The sequence below is a fragment of the Peribacillus faecalis genome (assembly GCF_014712675.1).
GTDB classification, from domain to species: domain Bacteria; phylum Bacillota; class Bacilli; order Bacillales; family DSM-1321; genus Bacillus_AD; species Bacillus_AD faecalis.
Window position 1 is genome coordinate 1 of record NZ_JACXSI010000029.1, and the last position, 18982, is coordinate 18982.

Below are 18982 nucleotides of genomic sequence, written 5' to 3' on the forward strand. Positions count from 1 at the left end.
TAAGTTACACACCATAGCATTACCATTATGGGTATCTTGGTGGAAAACAAAACCCCGGGAATATATTTTCATCCCCGGGGTGTGAGTGTAAAATCATGAATGTTTCTTATTGCACCTGTACCTTCAGCTCTATCATATATTCCTCATGCTGGTCCGGAGAATAGCGGAGAGGAATGAATGTTTCGTAAATGTCGCTGATGACCGTCAATTGCTGTTGTTCTACATAATTTACGAGCTTTTGAATCTGGCTTAAATATTGCTCGTGCGAATATATGTAGGTGATGCAGGCGTATGTTCCGGCCGGAATCGAGGTGATTTCCATCCCGGGAGGCAGTGGGGATACAGTATTATCCGTCAAAACCGGAGTGAAAAGGTGATTATATGTAATATCATCAATCTCGCTGTAATATTGGTAGGTGAAGGAAGTCCCGTAACCCATCGGCAAAAATCCGTCCGTTGACTCGACGATGTGCTTCAGCTTGCTGTAAGAAGCGTTTAATATGTTTTCTGGATTCAAATCAGCAACTTTTGCTTGAATAATTCGCGTTTCTTCTTCTTGCCATTGAAACGCTATGCCAAGTGCCGGTGTTTCGATTTGCCGTTGTATCCGTTTTTTTACGCTCTGAATTGTTTGCTGCACTTTGAGCAAGTCTTGCAGCTGTTCTTCAATGATGCGCTCTTGTTCTGTCATGAACGACAATTTATCATTCAGCTTTAGCGCCTGAGCTTTTTTCATTTCCTCTAAAGGCGTGCCGATATATTTCAGTGATTTGATTAGGTCGAGGTGATACAGCTGCGAATCTTTGTAATAGCGGTAATTTGTCTCTGGGTCGACATGTACCGGCTTGAATAAACCGATTTTATCGTAATAGCGAAGCGCTTTGATCGATACATTTGAAAGCTTCGATACTTCTCCTATTGTGTATAGCGTTTCCTTCAAGTTAGTCACCTCACATACATATCATTATACCTGAATATAAAAATAAACTGAAAAAGAACTATTAAAAAAACGCAAAAGCTAGTTTTATGAAACCGGGCTTTTGCGTTTTTATTATTGATTGCTTGCCTTAACAACCGGCTTTTTCCAAGCAAGTGTCAAGCCGATTCCAATCGCCAGGAAGACCATCGCGAAGTAGAACGGATAATTTAAGTTAATATCGAACAAAATCCCTCCAACAATCGGCCCGAATACATTGCCGAGGCTTGTGAACATTGAGTTCATGCCGCCGACGAATCCTTGCTCATTGCCGGCAATCGAAGACAAGTAAGTTGTTACGGCTGGACGCATAAGGTCGAAGCCGATAAATACTGTCCAAGTGACAAGTAAAATCCCAAAGTAAGAATTCACAACTGTCATTAAGAAAACAAGCACAGTTGATAAAATTAAACTGTAGCGAATAAGACGAATTTCCCCAAACCACTCTGTTAAGCGGTCGAACAGCAAAACCTGTACAATCGCTCCAATCAGCGCTCCGCCAGTAATCATAATTGCGATATCCTTTGGTGTGAATCCGAATTTATGATCAGCGAATAATGAGAATAACGATTCAAATGCTGCCAATCCGAATGCGCAAATCAAGATAATCATGAAGGCAATGAAGTACATTGGCACAAAAATGCGCTTCAATCCAGCTTCGCTTCCTTCCGGCTCGATATTTTCCGGATTGCGTTCCGGCTCGCGAAGCGTAATGATTGATAAAATCGCTGCCAGCAACGCAAAACCTGCGGCAAAGAAAAATGGCAGGCGTGTGCCGATTTCTGCTAAGAAACCGCCAATACCAGGTCCAATAATGAATCCTGTAGAAATGGCCGCTGACATATAGCCAAGCGCTTTCGGGCGTGTTTTTAATGTCGTGATATCCGCAATAAATGCCGTGATGGCTGGCATGATGAATGCAGCACTGACGCCGCCAAGCATACGTGACACAAAAAGTGTGACAACATGCTGCCCGAGTCCGAATAACAGCTCGGACAAGCTGAATATGAATAGACCGATGACAATCATTCTTTTTCGCCCGAACTTGTCGACCCAGCGACCGGCAATCGGAGACACAAGCAGCTGGATAATGGCAAACGCCGCAACCATGTAGCCGACGACAGAACCTGATAGATTCAATTCATTCATAATAGTCGGTATTACCGGTATAACAAGGCCGATCCCAAGAAAGGCGATGAATAAGTTCATTAATAATAGAGCTAACGTTACATTCTGTTTCTGCATAGTTTCTCTCCTCTCCTTTCTCCTCGAAAAACGTCTATTAACCACTATAAAGTCTGCCACAAGGGGAGAGTCAATGATTTTTATTATATTAGAAAAAAGTCACCACACGCCGCACTATTGGTGTAAGTGCATAACCGATTGCGACCCCGAGCACATTAAGCAATAAATCATCAATATCAAGGCTGCCTCGTTCTGTTAGCCATTGCATGAGTTCAATTATAGTGACGCCGGCAATTGGAATAGCTAGCAGAACTGCAGTTGAAGGTCTTTTTTTCGGCAGTAAAAGTAGCGCTGTACCATACGGGATGAACAGTCCAATATTGGCCGCTAAATTATAAATAGCGACAAGCGGCTTCACTTCGCCTGATAAGTAATAAAAAATTGTTTCAAAAGGCACGAGATTGTAAGAGTGATAGCTTTGATTGCTTGGCCTCATAAAAAGAAGCATCAGCAGGCAAATGGTATAAGCAATTAAGCCGGCAAAAACGAATCGCTTTGACATAACAATTCGTTGTTTTCGAAATAAATAGACGAAGAAAAAGACAAGCAGTGTCAGGCATAGCCAAACTACCACGTAGACAATCGAATGCAAGTAATGAAATAAGTCGATGATGAATGGCAACAATAGCAAATAGCTAAGCTGTGAAATCAAAATCGCCAGTATATTCGTCTTTCTCATGACAATCCCCTCTCTTCTATAATTGTAGCACATAAATATTTGACAATAGTTGAGGGTGATTATAGCATGAATATAGTTGGATAAAATTGGATAAGTAGGTGGCGTATGAAAGCAATTCAATTCAGTGAATATGGAAAAAGTGATGTTTTGAAGTATGTGGATGTGCCGAAACCCGAGGTGAAACCGGGTTTTGTGTTAGTGCAGGTTAAAGCGGCCGGAATAAATTTTGCAGATATCATGAAGCGTTATGGCGATTACTTATCTCCGACGCTGCTGCCATGTGTGCCCGGTGCGGAAGTAGCTGGCGTGATCGCGGAAGTTTCACAGGGAGAATCAAAGTTCCAAGAAGGAGACCGTGTTGTCGCGCTGACAGAGGACGGTGGCTACGCGGAATATGTGTTGCTGCATGAAAGCCAGTTAATTAAAATTCCTGATGCGGTAAGTTTTGAACAAGCAGCAGCGATACTACTTCAAGGCTTAACGGCTTATCATACGCTGAAAACATCCGGTCAGATGGCTGAAGGGGAAACAGTGCTTATCCATGCAGCGGCAGGCGGTGTTGGAACATTTGCTGTTCAGCTCGCCAAAATATTTGGCGCCGGCAAAGTGATCGCTACTGCAAGCAGTGAGGAGAAACTGAAATTTGCCAAGTCTATCGGCGCCGACATAGGCGTCAATTATACAGATGCCGATTGGAAGGACCAAGTGCTGACGCATACGGAAGGTAAGGGCATTGATGTTGTGCTGGAAATGGTCGGTGGCGATATTTTTACAAAAAGCTTGCAGCTTCTCGGCAACTTTGGCCGCTTAGTCATTTACGGCCGGGCTGGCATGGAGAAGAACAGCTTCGATCCGGCAATTTTGATGCAGCGCAATACGAGCGTCATCGGCTTCTGGCTCGTTCGTATCATGCAGCGACCGGCTTTATATCGCCAAAGCGTCAGCGAAATGTTGAATTTAATAGGAAATGGTCAACTGAAAGTCATCATCGGCGAAACGTTTAAACTTGAGGATGCTGCTGTGGCTCAAGATAAAATTGAATCAAGAAAAACAACCGGAAAAGTGATACTGATTCCTTAAATACGGGTAAAGAAACAATGAGTGCCCAGAATATCAAAAGAATCAGGTGAACGATATGGAAACAAATGACCAAGTTGGCAAACTCGTTGATTTAAGTGTATTTAAGACGCAGAAATATAGTGATGATCGCTCTGATCTTAATTTTGATCAGCTATGGCAATTTCCGGATTACTATGAGTACTGCATTGTACCGAACTATGAAAACAAGTTTTCCGGCACTAGTTTATACGCGGTTGATATGGGTGGCTGCTTTGCTAACCTCATAAAAGAAGGGGACAAGTACTATCTAGTGTCCATCATTTTCAACGATGACATGTCAATTCCGGATATTTTCGAGTGGCTTGATTTTTACAGATTGGAAATGTTTCCGCCGACTAATGACATCATCAAAATAGAAGGAGCTGAAGGAGTTTTTGATGCGGTCGCTTTCAACGGCTATCCAATTGCTTTAATTGTACGCGGTGATGGGATAGCAGAGCTCGATCCGTCAGAGCTTGAAGAGGTAACAAAAGAATTCGAACAGCATAAGCGGATTACCAACACAGGACTCGGTGAACAAGTAAATGTTGAGGATCATCTATTTGATTAAAGGTTAAGAGGCTTTCTTAAGAGAGCCTCTTAAATGCTTCCATCTAACGTCTTTTTTATGTAAGATTAAGAAAAAGAGAAAGCAATAAGAGGTGGCAAATGAAAAAAAAGCTGTTTATTCCATTAATAGGATTGATTGTAATTGGAAGCGTAGCAGCATGGTATTTTTGGCAAAATGGAGGCAATACTTCTGGCGTCAAAATTGATAATCCGTCCGAGGAACAAATAGACGAAGGAAAACAAGTGATAGAAGATAGTTTCAATAACGAAAAGGCAGATGTGGAAATTATAACAGGTGAAGTAACTGACAGCAAAGTTCAAAGTGTGATTCACAAGATGAGTCACCAAAAGATAGAGGCTGATAAAAAGTGGGGCAGTCTTGAAATTACGAAAGACCGCTTGCAATTTTTAAGTTCAGAAATCGATGAAAATAAAGGCAATCTTAAACATTATAAAACCTATCGAGATATTATCGATCGCTGGCTTAAAGGTGATTTCAGCAGAGCAGACCACGACCACAATGCAATATGGAGGCTTCAAAATGGCACGATTGGCGAAGCGACCGGATTGCTCAATGAAGCGGAAGAAGCAGCTTATATAGAAGAGAATTTTAGATGATGAGTTGTTGTTTGGGTGAGAGGTGGAGGCGTGGCGCTCTATTAAGAGCATTGGAGCTCAATCAAGGGTACTCGCGCTCAATAACATGGTCTGGCGCTCAATCCTTGTTGGCTCGCGCTCTATAATTTCGTATGGCGCTCTATCATCGGCGTTTCGCGCTCTATAAATTCGCGTGGCGCTCTTTCTTTGTGGTTTCGCGCTCTATCTACGTCCTAAACGATAACATTTGATCTTAAAATAATAGTAAACTAGCAAAAATCTATCAGTTTTCTTGCATGAACGCTCGGGATTTAATAGATTTTTGCTTTTTTTATGCATTTTTCGTCACTTTATTGAATGAAATGCCGGATTTTATTTAGGGTCTATACATAGATGCTGGATGTGATTCCTGATGGCAAAAACTTATTTTTGATAGCGTAATCTCACTTCTAAACTTTACAATAGGCAAGCTGCTTTTTGTTTATTAGACGGAAAATATTTAATTTTCTGTTATTTTGTAGTGAAATAGTCCGGGTAAACGGATAGAATAATAGACTGAAAGTAGTGTGGGTATGAGTTTGTATTTGGCTTACGTCATGATTGGGCTGGCAATTGCGCTTCCTATCGGGGCAATTTCAGTGGAGATGACGAAACAAGGTTTGAAAAATGGTTTTATACATGGATGGGCAGTCGGGATAGGCGGAATGACCGTGGATTTGCTGCTAATTGCAGCTTTGTATGTCGGGTTGGCTAAAGTGTTGGCTCTGCCATACATTCAAATGCCATTATGGGTGATCGGGGCAATATTTTTATTCGTATTGGCCTATGATTCAATCAAAAACGCGGATCAAGATATTGCTTTAGCAGGTGAAAAATCGAAAAAATCACTTGCCAAAACGTACCGGAATGGTTTGCTGGTAGCCATTTCTCCGGGAAATCTTGTATTTTGGGTTTCGGTATTTGGAGCTGTATTGGCAGAATCTTATACTGAAAACGGGCCAAGTAGCTTCATCATCGTGGCTGCTGGTATTTTAACCGGGATTTTATTGCACGACCTTGGTTTGCTGACGATTGTATCGCTCACAAGGAAAATCATGAACCGCGACATGATCAAATGGACATCAATTATTGCTGGGATTCTCTTATTTGGGTTTGGCTGCTATTTTCTATATGAATTTTATTTAGGGATTCAGGCATTTATTTGATTTGCATTAGTTCATGAATACAGCAGAAACTATTGTTTCTGCTGTATGTCCATCACTTCACAAGCTTTTGTGGCAGCAAGGCAGTTATATTTTCGTAAATAGCTTTGCTGATTGCACTGTAGCCTTGCTCGGTCGGATGGATGCCGTCGTCGCTAATAAGATCGGATAAATCGCCGGCGTTCTTCATTGCTGAACGAATGTCAATCATCTTAACATGCGATTCTTGCACAACTTTTTTCACCGCGCGATTGTACAAGCCATGCCAATGCTCAATTCCGCCCACTTTGCAAATCCACTCGCTAATGCGGGAACTGAACAAGCTAGAAATATAGGCATAGTAGCGAACCGGATCAAGTGGCGGCAATGTCAGCACAACAGGCGTTGCACCGCTATTTTCGACCCGTGCAATGATCGTTTTTAAGTTATCGACGAATCGGTCGAGCGGCACCGTTGCAGGATGGGCTTCTTCCGGGTTGGCTGCTACTTCCTGCCATAGGAAATTACAATCGTTACCGCCAATGCCGATAAGCACAATATCCCCGTTCTCCTTCAGCACATCTTTCTCCAATCTTCTTAGCAAATTATTGGAGTTGTCATTGAATACACCTTTGTTGACAACTTCCACCTCATCATCTTTAAGTAGGGCGGAAAGAATATTCGGATAGTTTTTCTTTAAAATTCGTAATCGCCCATTTACATACGTTACACCTCGAGTAACGCTGTCCCCGAAACAAATGATTTTCATAACTTATACACCTTCATATTTAATTATTATGTAGATATAAAAATTATACTATCATGTGGTGAAGTCATGCATGTGAATGGCATCGTTTTATGTTTTTTAATTTGCATGCAGATAAAAAACATTTCCTTGCTTCCAATAGCGACCCTGAATTTCACCGATGCCATCAACTACAAGCCCATTAACATTTTCAGTGGGATAATTCTTTATTACTACATGTAATTTGTTGATTTTATGTAAGTGACCATAAGCGAGAACTGGCTGCTCAATAAGATACTCGGTATTATTGATAGAGACTTGTAAAAAAGTTTGATGCAGTAGCTTTTCTTCAAAAGCAACGATATTCATCGGGTCAAAAGATGCGGCTGTTATGTTGCCTTCAATCAGTAAGTGAATGCCACTCTGTTGCTCGAAATCGTCCATTGCTTGTTTTCTTTTGTTATGGACGTAATGAAGGATCTCCTCTGTTTCAGGGCTGACTTCTTCATAATCTATTTCTATGCGGTCATTAGTAAGTGATTTCATCAACAAATTTAATCATGTGACCTCTCCTTAAATGGTGTTGATTAAGATTTCTCTCCAAATTCGAAATATCCTTCGTTATCTTGAAAAACAGAAATAAATAATGTTAAAATAATTTTACGAAATTTTCTGTAAAATAAAAGGGGAAAATTTAAAGATACACCGTTTCACCCTACAACGGCTTCTCAATATTTCGATGCAATGATGAAGTTAATGCCGGAAGCTACATGCAGGGCGAAGGAAATAGCTGTTGAAATTCTGAAGCTTTCAGAGACGGTTGTCGTTGACATTGACGGTCTAAGCGGGGCAGTTTAAAACAACCTTTTTGAAAATGTTGAAGAATTTAAAGACAGAAAATTAAAAATAATTTATCATTATTAATGGGGAAGAACAAGAGAAAGTGCTAGAATGGCAATTTGCTAACACGTTAAGCACAGTCAGAATGAAGGGGTGAACATCACGAGAAAAGTGGAGGTTGTTTCGCATAAAGCCGAGTGGAAAGCATTGTTTCTTGAAGAAAGCGAAAAATTAAAAGAAGTATTTGGCGATGAAATTATTAATATTTATCATATCGGCAGCACATCAATCCCGACGATTTATGCGAAACCATTGATAGACATTATGGTGGAGGTTGCAGATATCGAACGGATTGACCGCTATAATGAGCAGATGAAGCAATTAAACTATGAAGCGCTTGGTGAATACGGCATTCCGAAACGCCGTTTTTTCACGAAAGGTGGCGATAACAGAACGCATCACGTACATATTTTTGAAACGGGCGATGCTGAAATTGAACGCCATCTCACTTTTCGCGATTATATGATTGCCCATCCGCAAGAGGCGCAAAGCTATAGCTTGTTAAAGCAAGAGTTAGCAAAAAAATTCCCGGAAAATATGGACGGGTATATCAAAGGTAAAGATAGCTTTATAAAAAATATTGACCGTAAAGCAGTTAAGTGGAGAAAAGGAGAAACCGAATGAAACTGACGCATACGAGACTTTTAGTGGACCATTACGAAGAATGTTATAAATTTTATAAAGAGACGCTTGACTTTGAGTGCATGTGGGGAGATGAGCATTCAAATTATGCGGAGTTTCAGGCAGGGAGCACTCTGCTTGCGATCTTTGATAAGGAGCAAATGCTTGAGGACTTGAATGAACTAGTGGATGTGAAAGTTGATGCGCCTCGAAATGAAGTGGCGTTAATTTTCGCTGTGGATGATGTAGATGAAGTGTATCAATCTTTGAAAGCAAAGGTATCGTTTATTACAGAACCTCATAATAGACAAGATTGGGGCATACGTGTCGCTCATTTCAGAGACCCGAATGGGACGCTCATCGAGATTAATCACGGAATTGATCATAAATAGTATGCTGACCAATCTATATTTTGTCCGGCATGCTCATTCGATTTATACACCCGATGAATTAGTAAGACCTTTGTCAAAACAAGGACTAAAGGACGCAGAACAAGTAACTCGGATATTAAAAACGGAAAACATAGGTTGTGTAATTTCAAGTCCTTATAGGAGAGCAATCCAAACAGTTGAAGGCATCGCTCGTTTGGTTGGGAAAGAAATTATCATCGAAACGGATTTTAAGGAAAGAACGTTGTCTATAGGGCCTGTTGATGATTTTAAATCTGCTATTACAAAAGTATGGAAAAAACCTTCATTTTGCTGGCCAGGTGGAGAATCTAATCAGGTCGCTCAAAAAAGAGGCGTAGCAGCGACTTTACGGGTGCTGAAAAAGTATGCAGGTCAAAACATCGTGATAGGGACTCACGGCAATATCATGGTGCTGATTATGAATTATTTCGAAGAGACGTATGACTTTGATTTTTGGAAGAAGCTTGATATGCCTGATGTCTATAAGCTAACATTCGATCATTTACTGTTAAAAGAAGTCGAGCATTTATCGGGAGGTAGGGACGGCACTAGAATCGTGCATACTCTGAAGTGAGAAATCACGTGACGGCTTAATTATTTTTAAAAGTGGAAGAATAAAATGCAAAAGTGGAAGAATTAGCCTCAAAGCGGACGAATTAATTTCAAAAGCGGACGAATTAAATGCGAAAGCAGATGAATTAATTTCAAAAGTGGAAGAATTAATTCCTAAAGCCGCTTTGCCATTTCAGAAAGTGAATGAATCATACCGAAAGCGGGTTATACCGGGTTAACAGTTGCTCATTAATAGAGACTCCACTGCTCCGATTGCAAGATTTGTGATGAAACAAATCTATTTGAAACAAGACCGCAAAAAACAAGCGGTAGCTTAATAAAAATTAGGGCGATTCTTCTTTTTAGAGGAATCGCTTTTTGGTTGTTAGAGGTTTCATATTGAATGTGTCGAAAACTATAAGTAATTGAGAAAAGCCAGTATGGAGGTGCAGATGGAAATAGATAAACAAGACTTATACGAAGTAGTAGAGGTAACGATGGAAGCCAAGTCTGTCAATAAAATCGGTAATATTTGGGGAACGATAATTATAGTCATCTTGTCTATACCATACGCCTTCGTTTGGGGAATTGAGTTGGATGGGGGTATCTTGCTGAAAACATTCCTAGCTTATTTTGTATTTATTTTGCTGCATGAGTTATTGCATCTTTTTGGCTATGTGTGTATCGGAAAGGTGAAGCTGAATGAAGTGAAGCTGGGCGTGTTTTGGAAACATTTAATGCCGTATGCTCTCTGCAAGGTGCCGCTGAAAATTAATCATTATCGGATCGCATTGTTTTTGCCTGTCATCTTAGGGGTTGGACCTATGGCATACGGCTATGCATATGGCAGCGGTTTTTATTTTATGATCGGGTTGTTGATGTTTGGTGGTTCTTTTGGAGATTTCATCATCTTATGGATGTTAAGAAACTTTCGGAAAGAAGTATATATTCAAGAGCATCACAGTAAAATTGGCTGTTATGTGCACGTCCCGAAGTAGCATTTTTTTTGTGGGTAAATTATTAGAAAAGTGTTGCTATTTTAAAAGCAAGGTGTTATTATAACGTAGTTGTTAACTTTGGAAAGTAAATATTTAGTTAATATGAGTCTTTCCAGCAGATAGTTTTTTGACCACTTCTCCGGTTTGGAGGAGTTAAGGCCATACGGACAGCCGGGTCAAATGCCGACTGGCAACTTTAGTTGCCTTATTGATTGAGTTAGAAGCTCAAATTTTATAAGTTGGTTACTTTATAACCGCTGCGTGAATGCGCAATCAACTTGTGAAACGGTCAATAAGAGTAGTAAAAGTAAATTATTTGCTATATAGACTCCTAACGCCTATAGTTTTATTTGAATATTAAAGAAGCTAAGCTGTTTTTTGCTGCGGATTTTTATGTCTGCTGTATATTTTGTATGCTTTTTTAATATTAGAATGAATTCTCAAGCAAGTGTTGTGCACAATTCATGTGTGTCTTCGCTTGCTTTTTTTGTTGAATTTTTTTCGAGGGGGAAAAATCATGGAGGATAAGCTCAAACTGTACGGCTTTAATAATTTGACCAAATCGCTTAGCTTCAATATATACGACGTTTGCTATGCGAAAACTCCCCGGGAGCAAAAAAATTATATTGAATATATCGACGAGCAATACAACTCACAACGTTTGACAGATATTTTGACGCGCGTAACGGAGATGATCGGCGCGACGGTTCTGAATGTCTCTAAGCAAGACTATGATCCACAAGGGGCAAGTGTTACTTGTTTAATCGCGGAAAATCCGCTCACAGGCATGCGTACCGATACAGTAGTTGGGCATTTGGACAAAAGTCACGTAACCGTCCATACATACCCCGAATACCATCCGGCCAATAATATCGCGACATTTCGAGTAGACATTGATGTGGCGACTTGCGGTGAAATTACGCCACTTTCGACTCTCGACTATCTGATCGGAAGCTTTGATTCGGATATTATTACAATGGATTATCGAGTTCGCGGGTTTACACGCAATTTAGAAGGTGAGAAGCTATATATGGATCACCAAATTAGGTCCATTCAAGAATATATAAATGACGCAACATTGCGAAAATATGATGCGATTGACGTAAATGTCTACGATGTAAATTTGTTTCATACGAAAATGCTGGTTAAGGAAATTGACCTGCAAAACTATTTATTTAACACGGATGTGTATGAGATTCCACCTCAAACGAGATTAGAAATCAGCTCAAACTTACGCCGTGAAATGATTGAAATTTTTAGCGGAAGGAAGATCTATTGATGAAGGCAACAGAGAAGCTATCACAAGAGAGAGCGCCAATCTACGAAGCGTTGGAGCAATTCAAGAAGCAACGTATCGTTCCTTTCGATGTACCGGGGCATAAAAGAGGAAGAGGCAACAAGGAGCTGACCGAATTTTTAGGTGAGAAATGTGTCGGCGTCGACGTCAACTCTATGAAACCGCTTGATAATCTTTGTCATCCAGTATCGGTCATAAAAGAAGCAGAAATGTTGGCAGCCGAAGCTTTTGGAGCAGCACATGCTTTTTTTATGGTAAATGGGACAACCTCGGCTGTACAAGCAATGGTGCTGACAGCGTGCAAGCATGGCGACAAAATAATTTTGCCGAGAAATGTCCATCGAAGTGTCATTAATGCATTGGTTTTATGCGGTGCAGAACCGGTTTACGTCAATCCGGAAATGGATGAGCGTTTAGGGATTGCACTTGGCATGTCACTTGATCAAGTGGAAAGAGCGATAAAAAATAATCCGGATGCTAAAGCGATTTTTGTGAATAACCCGACTTATTACGGCATATGTTCAGACTTGCGCGGTATCGTCAAACTGGCGCATCAGCATAATATGCTCGTTCTTGCTGATGAAGCGCATGGCACGCATTTCTCCTTCAGCGAGGAACTGCCTGTTTCGGCAATGGAAGCAGGAGCAGATATGGCGAGTGTCAGTATGCATAAATCAGGCGGAAGTTTGACTCAAAGTTCATTTTTACTGATGGGGCCGAATGTCAATGCCGGTTATGCACGACAAATCGTCAACTTAACACAAACGACGAGCGGTTCATATTTATTGCTGTCGAGTCTCGATATTTCACGCCGCAACCTTGCGTTAAACGGTGAGGGAATCTTTAAACAGGTGATGGAGCTGGCCGAATATGTGCGCGGCGAAATCAATAAAATCGGCGACTATTATGCTTTTTCAAAAGAGTTGATTAACGGTGACAGCATTTACGATTTTGACGTGACGAAGCTGTCTGTCCATACGCTCGATATCGGATTAGCCGGCATTGAAGTGTACGACATGTTGCGAGATGAATATGACATTCAAATCGAATTCGGTGATATCGGCAATATTTTGGCATATGTATCTGTCGGTGATCGCAAGCGGGATGTCGAACGTCTTGTCAGCGCACTTTCAGAAATTCGCCGCCGTTATAGAAGCGATAAATCAGGATTGTTTACGCAGGAATACATCGATCCAAAGGTTATCGTAACGCCGCAAAAGGCTTTTTATGCAGAGAAAGAATCATTACCATTGCGAGAGACAGTAGGCAGGGTTTGCAGCGAGTTTGTTATGTGCTACCCGCCAGGTATCCCGATTTTGGCGCCAGGTGAGCAAATTACGAGCGGCATTATTGATTACATCGAGTACGCCAAGGAAAAAGGCTGCACGATGACGGGACCTGAGGATGCGGATATTGAACGACTGAATGTATTAAAAGGGGTGTGACAAGATGGAATTATGGTTTAGCGAACTCCATACACCGAATGTAAAGCTGTCGATTAAAGTAGATCGCCAATTGTACAGCGGTCAAAGTGAGTTTCAGCGCATTGACATATTCGAGTCCAAAGAGTTTGGTCGCTTTCTGACTTTGGACGGCTACATGATGCTGACGGAAAAGGACGAATTCATTTATCACGAAATGATTACGCATGTGCCGATGGCTGTTAATCAGAACATTCGAAATGTTCTGGTTATTGGGGCTGGGGACGGCGGAGTCATCCGCGAGCTGACATGCTATGAAAATATCGAAAACATCGATTTAGTAGAAATTGACGAGATGGTTATTGATGTGTGCAAGCAATATTTGCCGCAGACAGCATGTTGTTTCTATGACCCTCGCGTGAACATTTATATTGAAGACGGTGTTAAGTACATTCGCTCTTGTGAAAATCAGTACGATTTAATTATTGTTGATTCAACTGATCCGTTCGGTCCGGGAGAAGGATTGTTCACGAAGGAGTTTTACGGCAGCTGCTTTAAAGCGCTTCGCGCAGACGGCATCATGGTCAATCAACATGAAAGTCCTTTTTATGAAGATGATGTGCAGGCGATGCAACGGGCGCATAAGCGAATTGTCGAATGCTTCCCAATCAGCCGCGTTTATCAGGCACACATTCCTACATATCCATCCGGACATTGGCTATTCGGTTTTGCGTCGAAGAAATATCATCCGGTAGCTGATTTGAAAGAGGCTGTTTGGAAGCAAAACGGAATTAAAACAAAATATTATAATCCGAAGCTTCATGTCGGCGCTTTCTACTTGCCAACTTATGTAGAGGAGTTGTTGAAGAGTGTTGAATAAAAACATTGAAACATTTATCGCATGTGACGCTGAATACGAAGAGGCGGATATCGTCCTGTTTGGTGCACCATTTGACGGAACGACGTCCAATCGTCCGGGTACGCGTTTCGCTCCTCGTGCGATCCGTACAGAATCATTCGGTCTGGAAACGTACAGCCCGTACCAAGATAAAGATTTAACAGACATGGCTGTATTTGACAGCGGCGATTTGGATTTGTGCTTCGGCAATGCCGAGCGTGTCCTGAATGATATTGAAGAGCGCACAGCGACAATTTTACAAGCCGGCAAGTTGCCGTTCATGATTGGCGGCGAGCATCTTGTTACGTTAGGGCCGGTTCGTGCGACAGCGAAGCAATATCCGGATTTGCACATCATCCACTTTGATGCACATACAGATTTGCGTGACGACTATATGGGTGAAAAATTATCGCACGCAACAGTTCTTCGTCGCTGCCATGATATTTTAGGCGACGGACGCATTTATCAATTCGGGATTCGCTCCGGCGACCGTTCCGAGTTCCGTTGGGCAGAAGAAGGTCATGTGACAACAAACAAATTCAACTTCAATGGCCTTGAAGAAGCGATCAAGGAAATTGGCGATAAGCCGGTTTACTTTACAATCGATTTGGATGTACTGGATCCATCCGAGTTTCCTGGTACAGGAACACCGGAAGCAGGCGGCGTTTCATATATGCAATTATTGAATGCTATTTTTACAGTTTGCCAAGGTGTGAACGTAGTAGCATGCGATGTCAATGAGCTGTCACCAACATATGACCAAAGCGGCATCTCAACAGCAATGGCCTGCAAGGTTGTCAGAGAACTGCTTTTAGCGCTTAAAAAATAGACTGTTATTTTGTTGATTGTAGCGGAGGGTGCGCATAATAAACGGAAGCGTCCGACCGCAGTGGATATCAACAGTAGCAGTTAACCTAGTCAAAAATAATAGATGAAGAGGAGTAATAAAAAATGGGTAAAGCACTTATTATCGGCTGCGGTGGCGTAGCGTCTGTAGCAATTCACAAATGTGTTCAAAATAGCGGGGTTTTCGAGGAAATTTGCATCGCAAGCCGTACAAAATCAAAATGTGATGCATTAAAAGCAAAACTAGACGGCGGCAAAACTAAAATTACGACAGCTCAAGTGGATGCTGACAATGTAGATGAGCTAATCGCTCTAATTAACGAAGTAAAACCGGACATCGTTATGAACTTAGCGCTTCCATATCAAGATTTAACAATTATGGATGCTTGCTTAGCGACTAAAACACACTACATGGATACAGCGAACTACGAGCCGGAAGATACGGCAAAATTCGAATACAGCTGGCAATGGGCATACCGCGAGAAGTTTGAAGAAGCGGGCATTACAGCTCTTTTAGGAAGCGGATTTGACCCAGGTGTTACTGGTGTTTTCTCAGCTTACGCACTAAAACATTATTTTGATGAAATTGAATATATTGATATCCTTGACTGTAATGCAGGTGACCACGGCTATCCATTCGCTACAAACTTCAACCCGGAAATCAACATTCGCGAAGTTACAGCGAACGGACGCTATTGGGAAAATGGCGAGTGGGTTGAAACAAAACCGATGGAAATCAAACGTGTATATGACTTCCCGGAAGTCGGCGAAAAAGATATGTACTTGCTGTACCACGAAGAGCTTGAGTCTCTTGCAGTAAACATTCCTGGTCTAAAAAGAATCCGTTTCTTCATGACATTCGGTCAAAGCTACCTGACTCACTTGAAATGTCTTGAAAATGTCGGCATGACTTCAATCGAACCAATTATGTTCGAAGGCAAAGAAATCATTCCGCTTCAATTCTTGAAGGCAGTATTACCTGATCCGGCATCATTAGGACCACGTACAAAAGGTAAAACAAATATCGGCTGTATATTCCGCGGTAAAAAAGACGGCGTAGACAAAACATATTATGTTTACAATGTTTGTGACCACGAAGAGTGCTTTAAAGAAGTAGGATCTCAAGCGATTTCTTACACAACAGGTGTACCGGCAATGATCGGTGCTGCAATGGTGATGACAGGCAAATGGAACAAACCGGGCGTTTACAATATTGAAGAGTTCGATCCAGATCCATTCATGGAAGAGTTGAACAAATGGGGACTTCCATGGAAGGAAAGCTTCGACCCGAAGTTAGTAGATTAATATGAAGTTTGAGCGGCTGCCTACACCATGTTATGTAGTAGATGAAAGTCTGCTAGAGAAAAACTTAAAAATCCTTCAAGGTGTCAAGGAGCGCACCGGCTGTAAAATACTGCTTGCGCAAAAGGCGTTCTCGATGTTTGCGACTTATCCGCTAATCAGCGAGTATTTAGACGGGGCTACAGCGAGCGGTTTATACGAAGCGCGTCTTGGCTATGAGGAAATGGGAAAAGAAAATCACGTCTTTTCCCCGGCCTTCCGTGAAGATGAAATTGACGAGATGATCGAGATTTGCGATCATTTCGTCCTGAACTCTTTTTCTCAGCTTGAAAAATTCGGCGAGAAAATTAGAGCAGCAGGCAAAAGTGTCGGACTGCGCGTCAATCCAGAATGCTCGACACAGTCGGACCATGCGATGTATGACCCGTGCGCAAGAGGCTCACGCTTTGGCATTACGCTGAAAAACTTCCGTCCAGAAATGCTGAAAGGCGTTTCAGGTTTGCACTTCCATACACTTTGTGAACAAAATGCCGATGCATTGGCTCAAACTTTGGATGCCTTTGAAGAAAAGTTTGGTGAGTGGTTGCCGCAAATGGAATGGGTCAATTTCGGAGGCGGACATCATATCACAAGAGAAGATTATGACATCGAATTGCTGGAAAGCTGCATTAAACGCATCCAAGAAAAATACGATGTCGAAGTATACCTGGAGCCGGGAGAAGCAATCGCTTTAAATGCCGGTTACCTTGTCACAACTGTGCTGGATTTCATCGATAACGATATTGACATTGCGATCCTTGATACATCGGCAACTTGCCATATGCCGGATGTGCTAGAAGTGCCGTATCGTCCGCCGTTAATTGGATCAGGACAGCCACAGGAAAAGGCATATACTTATCGCCTTGGTGGTCCGACATGCTTAACAGGCGACGTCATAGGCGACTACTCGTTCGACGAGCCACTTAAATCCGGCGACCGATTAATATTTGGGGACATGGCCATTTATTCGATGGTAAAAAACAATACCTTCAACGGAATGGCGCTGCCGGCAATCGCACTTCAAGATAGAAAAGGCGACTGTCACATCATTAAACAGTTTGGCTACGAAGATTTTAAAGGAAGATTATCATAAGAGGATGAAGCCGTATCGAATTTTCGATACGGCTTTTAGGTCGTTGGGATATTTCAAGAACTCTCTGTTCCCTTTTCAATAGCTTTATAAAATTAGGAAGGGAAATACACGGCGGGTGTTGAAATAGAGTGCATAGGCTGTAAAGGGGGGATCTCGCGTGAGGAAAACCTTTCTTCGTCTCGCAATGATCGTAATCGCCATTTTCATTGCTGTTCATCTGTTCACCTACATAAACATATCTCGAGTGGAGGCCAATGTGACTAGAGTTAATCCGCAAATCGATGAAATCATTTCAATTAACAGCATCAGTGATTGGGGTGAGTGGTTTCAATATTACACATTGGTTGTAAAGATTAAAGATGAACAATATCGCATTAGGGTCAATGAATCCGGTGAAGTAGAGGGCATTGAGAAATTATAAATTGAGGATTGCATATTTACGTATAGGGAGAGAAAATCATGATTTATCCAATATTACACCCAAAAGCAACAATCGGCGTAACAGCACCTTCTTCAGGAGTGGAACAAGAACTGCATGAAATTGTAAAAAAAGCGTTTAGCCGCCTTGAGGCTAAAGGCTACCGAGTTGCAGCAGGCAATACTGTTTGGACGCAGCATAAGGCTAAGTCAGCACCTGCAACGAAGCGAGCACAAGAATTAACGGACATGTTGAATAATGAAAATATCGGGCTAATCATTCCTCCATGGGGAGGCGAGTTACTTGTTGAAGTGCTGGAGTATCTGGATTTCAAGGAAATTCCAAGCAAATGGGTGCTCGGCTATTCCGATACAAGCTTATTGCTGGTGGCCATCACTTTAAATACAGGGATTGCGACAGCGCACGGAACGAATTTAGTTGATTTGCGCGGCGACCATTGGGATGAAACAACCGCGATGTGGGAAAAGGTTTTGACCACGGAAACAGGCGGTGAGGTCATTCAATATTCTTCGAATCAGTATCAGAAGGAATGGCAACATGACAATCCATCTCCATGTGTGTTTCACTTAACTGAAAATACATTGTGGAAAACAATTGACCATGAAAAAGCGATTATAAAAGGTCGATTACTTGGCGGCTGCATTGACGTCATTAGGCATTTAATCGGTACGCCATACGGAGACATTAAGCAATTTTCAAAAGAGTATATAAATGATGAAGCGATTGTTTGGTATTTCGAAAACTGTGAGCTGTCGACAACGGATTTAAGAAGAACGCTTGTGCAAATGAAATACGCAGGCTGGTTTGACAATTGTTCAGGGATTTTATTCGGACGCAGTCCAGCGAACCATAGTGTAGAAGGTTATACGGCTGAAGATGTGTATGTAGACTTGACTAACGAACTAAATATTCCGTTTGTGTACGATATTGACTGCGGGCATGTGCCGCCACAATTGACGATTATTAATGGAGCCTATGCAGAAATTGAAGTGGAAAGCGGAAAAGGGAAAATCAAACAAATCTTCAGGTAGAACTATCGGATTACGAGAATAGTGCCTTTTTGGGGGCAAGGGGG

General features: G+C 41.7%; 21 protein-coding genes. 16 read left to right on the forward strand and 5 right to left on the reverse strand.

Annotation, left to right across the window (positions count from 1 at the left end):
* Positions 1–106 precede the first annotated feature (106 nt).
* From IEO70_RS12395 to IEO70_RS12405, 3 genes are all read right to left on the reverse strand, one after another.
* Positions 107–940 (reverse strand): MerR family transcriptional regulator, encoded by an 834-nt coding sequence (locus IEO70_RS12395; protein ID WP_190998689.1) that lies wholly within the window; start codon positions 938–940, stop codon positions 107–109.
* Positions 941–1051: 111 nt separating this feature from the next.
* Positions 1052–2221 carry an MFS transporter gene (locus IEO70_RS12400; RefSeq protein ID WP_190998690.1) on the reverse strand — a complete coding sequence of 390 codons (1170 nt, stop codon included), beginning with the start codon at positions 2219–2221 and terminating at the stop codon, positions 1052–1054.
* An 88-nt stretch (positions 2222–2309) separates the two neighbouring features.
* Positions 2310–2900 (reverse strand): VanZ family protein, encoded by a 591-nt coding sequence (locus IEO70_RS12405; protein ID WP_235973598.1) that lies wholly within the window; start codon positions 2898–2900, stop codon positions 2310–2312.
* 105 nt (positions 2901–3005) lie between these two features.
* On the opposite strand from IEO70_RS12405, the gene IEO70_RS12410 reads away from it, so the two are divergent.
* The 4 genes from IEO70_RS12410 (at position 3006) to IEO70_RS12425 (ending at position 6370) form a co-directional block, all read left to right on the forward strand.
* On the forward strand, positions 3006–3980 hold the full coding sequence (locus IEO70_RS12410; RefSeq protein WP_190998692.1) for a quinone oxidoreductase family protein: 975 nt from the start codon (positions 3006–3008) through the stop codon (positions 3978–3980).
* Positions 3981–4035: 55 nt separating this feature from the next.
* Entirely contained in the window at positions 4036–4569 is a 534-nt protein-coding gene (locus IEO70_RS12415) for a hypothetical protein (protein WP_190998693.1), read from the forward strand.
* A 98-nt stretch (positions 4570–4667) separates the two neighbouring features.
* Positions 4668–5186 (forward strand): DUF6241 domain-containing protein, encoded by a 519-nt coding sequence (locus IEO70_RS12420; protein WP_190998694.1) that lies wholly within the window; start codon positions 4668–4670, stop codon positions 5184–5186.
* A 551-nt stretch (positions 5187–5737) separates the two neighbouring features.
* Complete coding sequence (locus tag IEO70_RS12425; RefSeq protein WP_190998695.1) at positions 5738–6370, forward strand: LysE family transporter; 633 nt, start codon at positions 5738–5740, stop codon at positions 6368–6370.
* A 52-nt stretch (positions 6371–6422) separates the two neighbouring features.
* Here the strand turns inward: IEO70_RS12425 and IEO70_RS12430 are convergent, their stop codons facing one another.
* Positions 6423–7115, reverse strand: coding sequence for an SGNH/GDSL hydrolase family protein (locus IEO70_RS12430; RefSeq protein WP_190998696.1), 693 nt, complete (start codon positions 7113–7115; stop codon positions 6423–6425).
* Positions 7116–7211: 96 nt separating this feature from the next.
* Entirely contained in the window at positions 7212–7640 is a 429-nt protein-coding gene (locus IEO70_RS12435; RefSeq protein ID WP_190998697.1) for a hypothetical protein, read from the reverse strand.
* Between the two features lie 444 nt (positions 7641–8084).
* Between IEO70_RS12435 and IEO70_RS12440 the strand changes: the two genes are divergently transcribed.
* The 12 genes from IEO70_RS12440 (at position 8085) to IEO70_RS12495 (ending at position 18938) form a co-directional block, all read left to right on the forward strand.
* Entirely contained in the window at positions 8085–8615 is a 531-nt protein-coding gene (locus IEO70_RS12440; RefSeq protein ID WP_190998698.1) for a GrpB family protein, read from the forward strand.
* A complete protein-coding gene (locus IEO70_RS12445; protein ID WP_190998699.1) occupies positions 8612–9004 on the forward strand; it encodes a VOC family protein in 393 nt (130 codons plus the stop codon). The genes IEO70_RS12440 and IEO70_RS12445 overlap by 4 nt, the downstream gene beginning before the upstream one ends.
* 1 nt (position 9005) lies before the next feature.
* The gene (locus tag IEO70_RS12450) at positions 9006–9596 is read left to right on the forward strand and encodes a histidine phosphatase family protein (RefSeq protein WP_190998733.1); all 591 of its coding nucleotides are present in this window, start codon (positions 9006–9008) and stop codon (positions 9594–9596) included.
* 430 nt (positions 9597–10026) lie between these two features.
* Complete coding sequence (locus IEO70_RS12455; RefSeq protein WP_190998700.1) at positions 10027–10572, forward strand: DUF3267 domain-containing protein; 546 nt, start codon at positions 10027–10029, stop codon at positions 10570–10572.
* A gap of 517 nt (positions 10573–11089) precedes the next feature.
* Complete coding sequence (speD, locus tag IEO70_RS12460) at positions 11090–11851, forward strand: adenosylmethionine decarboxylase (protein WP_190998701.1); 762 nt, start codon at positions 11090–11092, stop codon at positions 11849–11851.
* On the forward strand, positions 11851–13314 hold the full coding sequence (locus tag IEO70_RS12465) for an aminotransferase class I/II-fold pyridoxal phosphate-dependent enzyme (protein ID WP_190998702.1): 1464 nt from the start codon (positions 11851–11853) through the stop codon (positions 13312–13314). Before speD ends, IEO70_RS12465 begins: the two co-directional genes overlap by 1 nt.
* A 4-nt stretch (positions 13315–13318) precedes the next feature.
* A complete protein-coding gene (speE, locus tag IEO70_RS12470; RefSeq protein WP_190998703.1) occupies positions 13319–14170 on the forward strand; it encodes a polyamine aminopropyltransferase in 852 nt (283 codons plus the stop codon).
* Entirely contained in the window at positions 14160–15017 is an 858-nt protein-coding gene (speB, locus tag IEO70_RS12475; protein WP_190998704.1) for an agmatinase, read from the forward strand. Before speE ends, speB begins: the two co-directional genes overlap by 11 nt.
* 122 nt (positions 15018–15139) lie before the next feature.
* Positions 15140–16339, forward strand: coding sequence for a saccharopine dehydrogenase family protein (locus IEO70_RS12480; protein WP_190998705.1), 1200 nt, complete (start codon positions 15140–15142; stop codon positions 16337–16339).
* 1 nt (position 16340) lies between these two features.
* Positions 16341–17468 carry a carboxynorspermidine decarboxylase gene (gene nspC / locus IEO70_RS12485; RefSeq protein WP_190998706.1) on the forward strand — a complete coding sequence of 376 codons (1128 nt, stop codon included), beginning with the start codon at positions 16341–16343 and terminating at the stop codon, positions 17466–17468.
* Positions 17469–17625: 157 nt separating this feature from the next.
* Entirely contained in the window at positions 17626–17889 is a 264-nt protein-coding gene (locus IEO70_RS12490) for a hypothetical protein (RefSeq protein ID WP_190998707.1), read from the forward strand.
* A 35-nt stretch (positions 17890–17924) separates the two neighbouring features.
* On the forward strand, positions 17925–18938 hold the full coding sequence (locus IEO70_RS12495) for a S66 family peptidase (RefSeq protein WP_190998734.1): 1014 nt from the start codon (positions 17925–17927) through the stop codon (positions 18936–18938).
* Positions 18939–18982: the final 44 nt, after the last annotated feature.

Excerpts from the sequence above, each read along its gene's own strand:
- IEO70_RS12400 (WP_190998690.1), bottom strand. The coding sequence starts at position 2,221 with ATGCAGAAACAGAATGTAACGTTAGCTCTATTATTAATGAACTTATTC.
- IEO70_RS12405 (WP_235973598.1), bottom strand. The coding sequence starts at position 2,900 with ATGAGAAAGACGAATATACTGGCGATTTTGATTTCACAGCTTAGCTAT.
- IEO70_RS12410 (WP_190998692.1), top strand. The coding sequence starts at position 3,006 with ATGAAAGCAATTCAATTCAGTGAATATGGAAAAAGTGATGTTTTGAAG.
- IEO70_RS12415 (WP_190998693.1), top strand. The coding sequence starts at position 4,036 with ATGGAAACAAATGACCAAGTTGGCAAACTCGTTGATTTAAGTGTATTT.
- IEO70_RS12420 (WP_190998694.1), top strand. The coding sequence starts at position 4,668 with ATGAAAAAAAAGCTGTTTATTCCATTAATAGGATTGATTGTAATTGGA.
- IEO70_RS12425 (WP_190998695.1), top strand. The coding sequence starts at position 5,738 with ATGAGTTTGTATTTGGCTTACGTCATGATTGGGCTGGCAATTGCGCTT.
- IEO70_RS12430 (WP_190998696.1), bottom strand. The coding sequence starts at position 7,115 with ATGAAAATCATTTGTTTCGGGGACAGCGTTACTCGAGGTGTAACGTAT.
- IEO70_RS12445 (WP_190998699.1), top strand. The coding sequence starts at position 8,612 with ATGAAACTGACGCATACGAGACTTTTAGTGGACCATTACGAAGAATGT.
- IEO70_RS12450 (WP_190998733.1), top strand. The coding sequence starts at position 9,006 with ATGCTGACCAATCTATATTTTGTCCGGCATGCTCATTCGATTTATACA.
- IEO70_RS12455 (WP_190998700.1), top strand. The coding sequence starts at position 10,027 with ATGGAAATAGATAAACAAGACTTATACGAAGTAGTAGAGGTAACGATG.
- speD (WP_190998701.1), top strand. The coding sequence starts at position 11,090 with ATGGAGGATAAGCTCAAACTGTACGGCTTTAATAATTTGACCAAATCG.
- IEO70_RS12465 (WP_190998702.1), top strand. The coding sequence starts at position 11,851 with ATGAAGGCAACAGAGAAGCTATCACAAGAGAGAGCGCCAATCTACGAA.
- speE (WP_190998703.1), top strand. The coding sequence starts at position 13,319 with ATGGAATTATGGTTTAGCGAACTCCATACACCGAATGTAAAGCTGTCG.
- IEO70_RS12480 (WP_190998705.1), top strand. The coding sequence starts at position 15,140 with ATGGGTAAAGCACTTATTATCGGCTGCGGTGGCGTAGCGTCTGTAGCA.
- nspC (WP_190998706.1), top strand. The coding sequence starts at position 16,341 with ATGAAGTTTGAGCGGCTGCCTACACCATGTTATGTAGTAGATGAAAGT.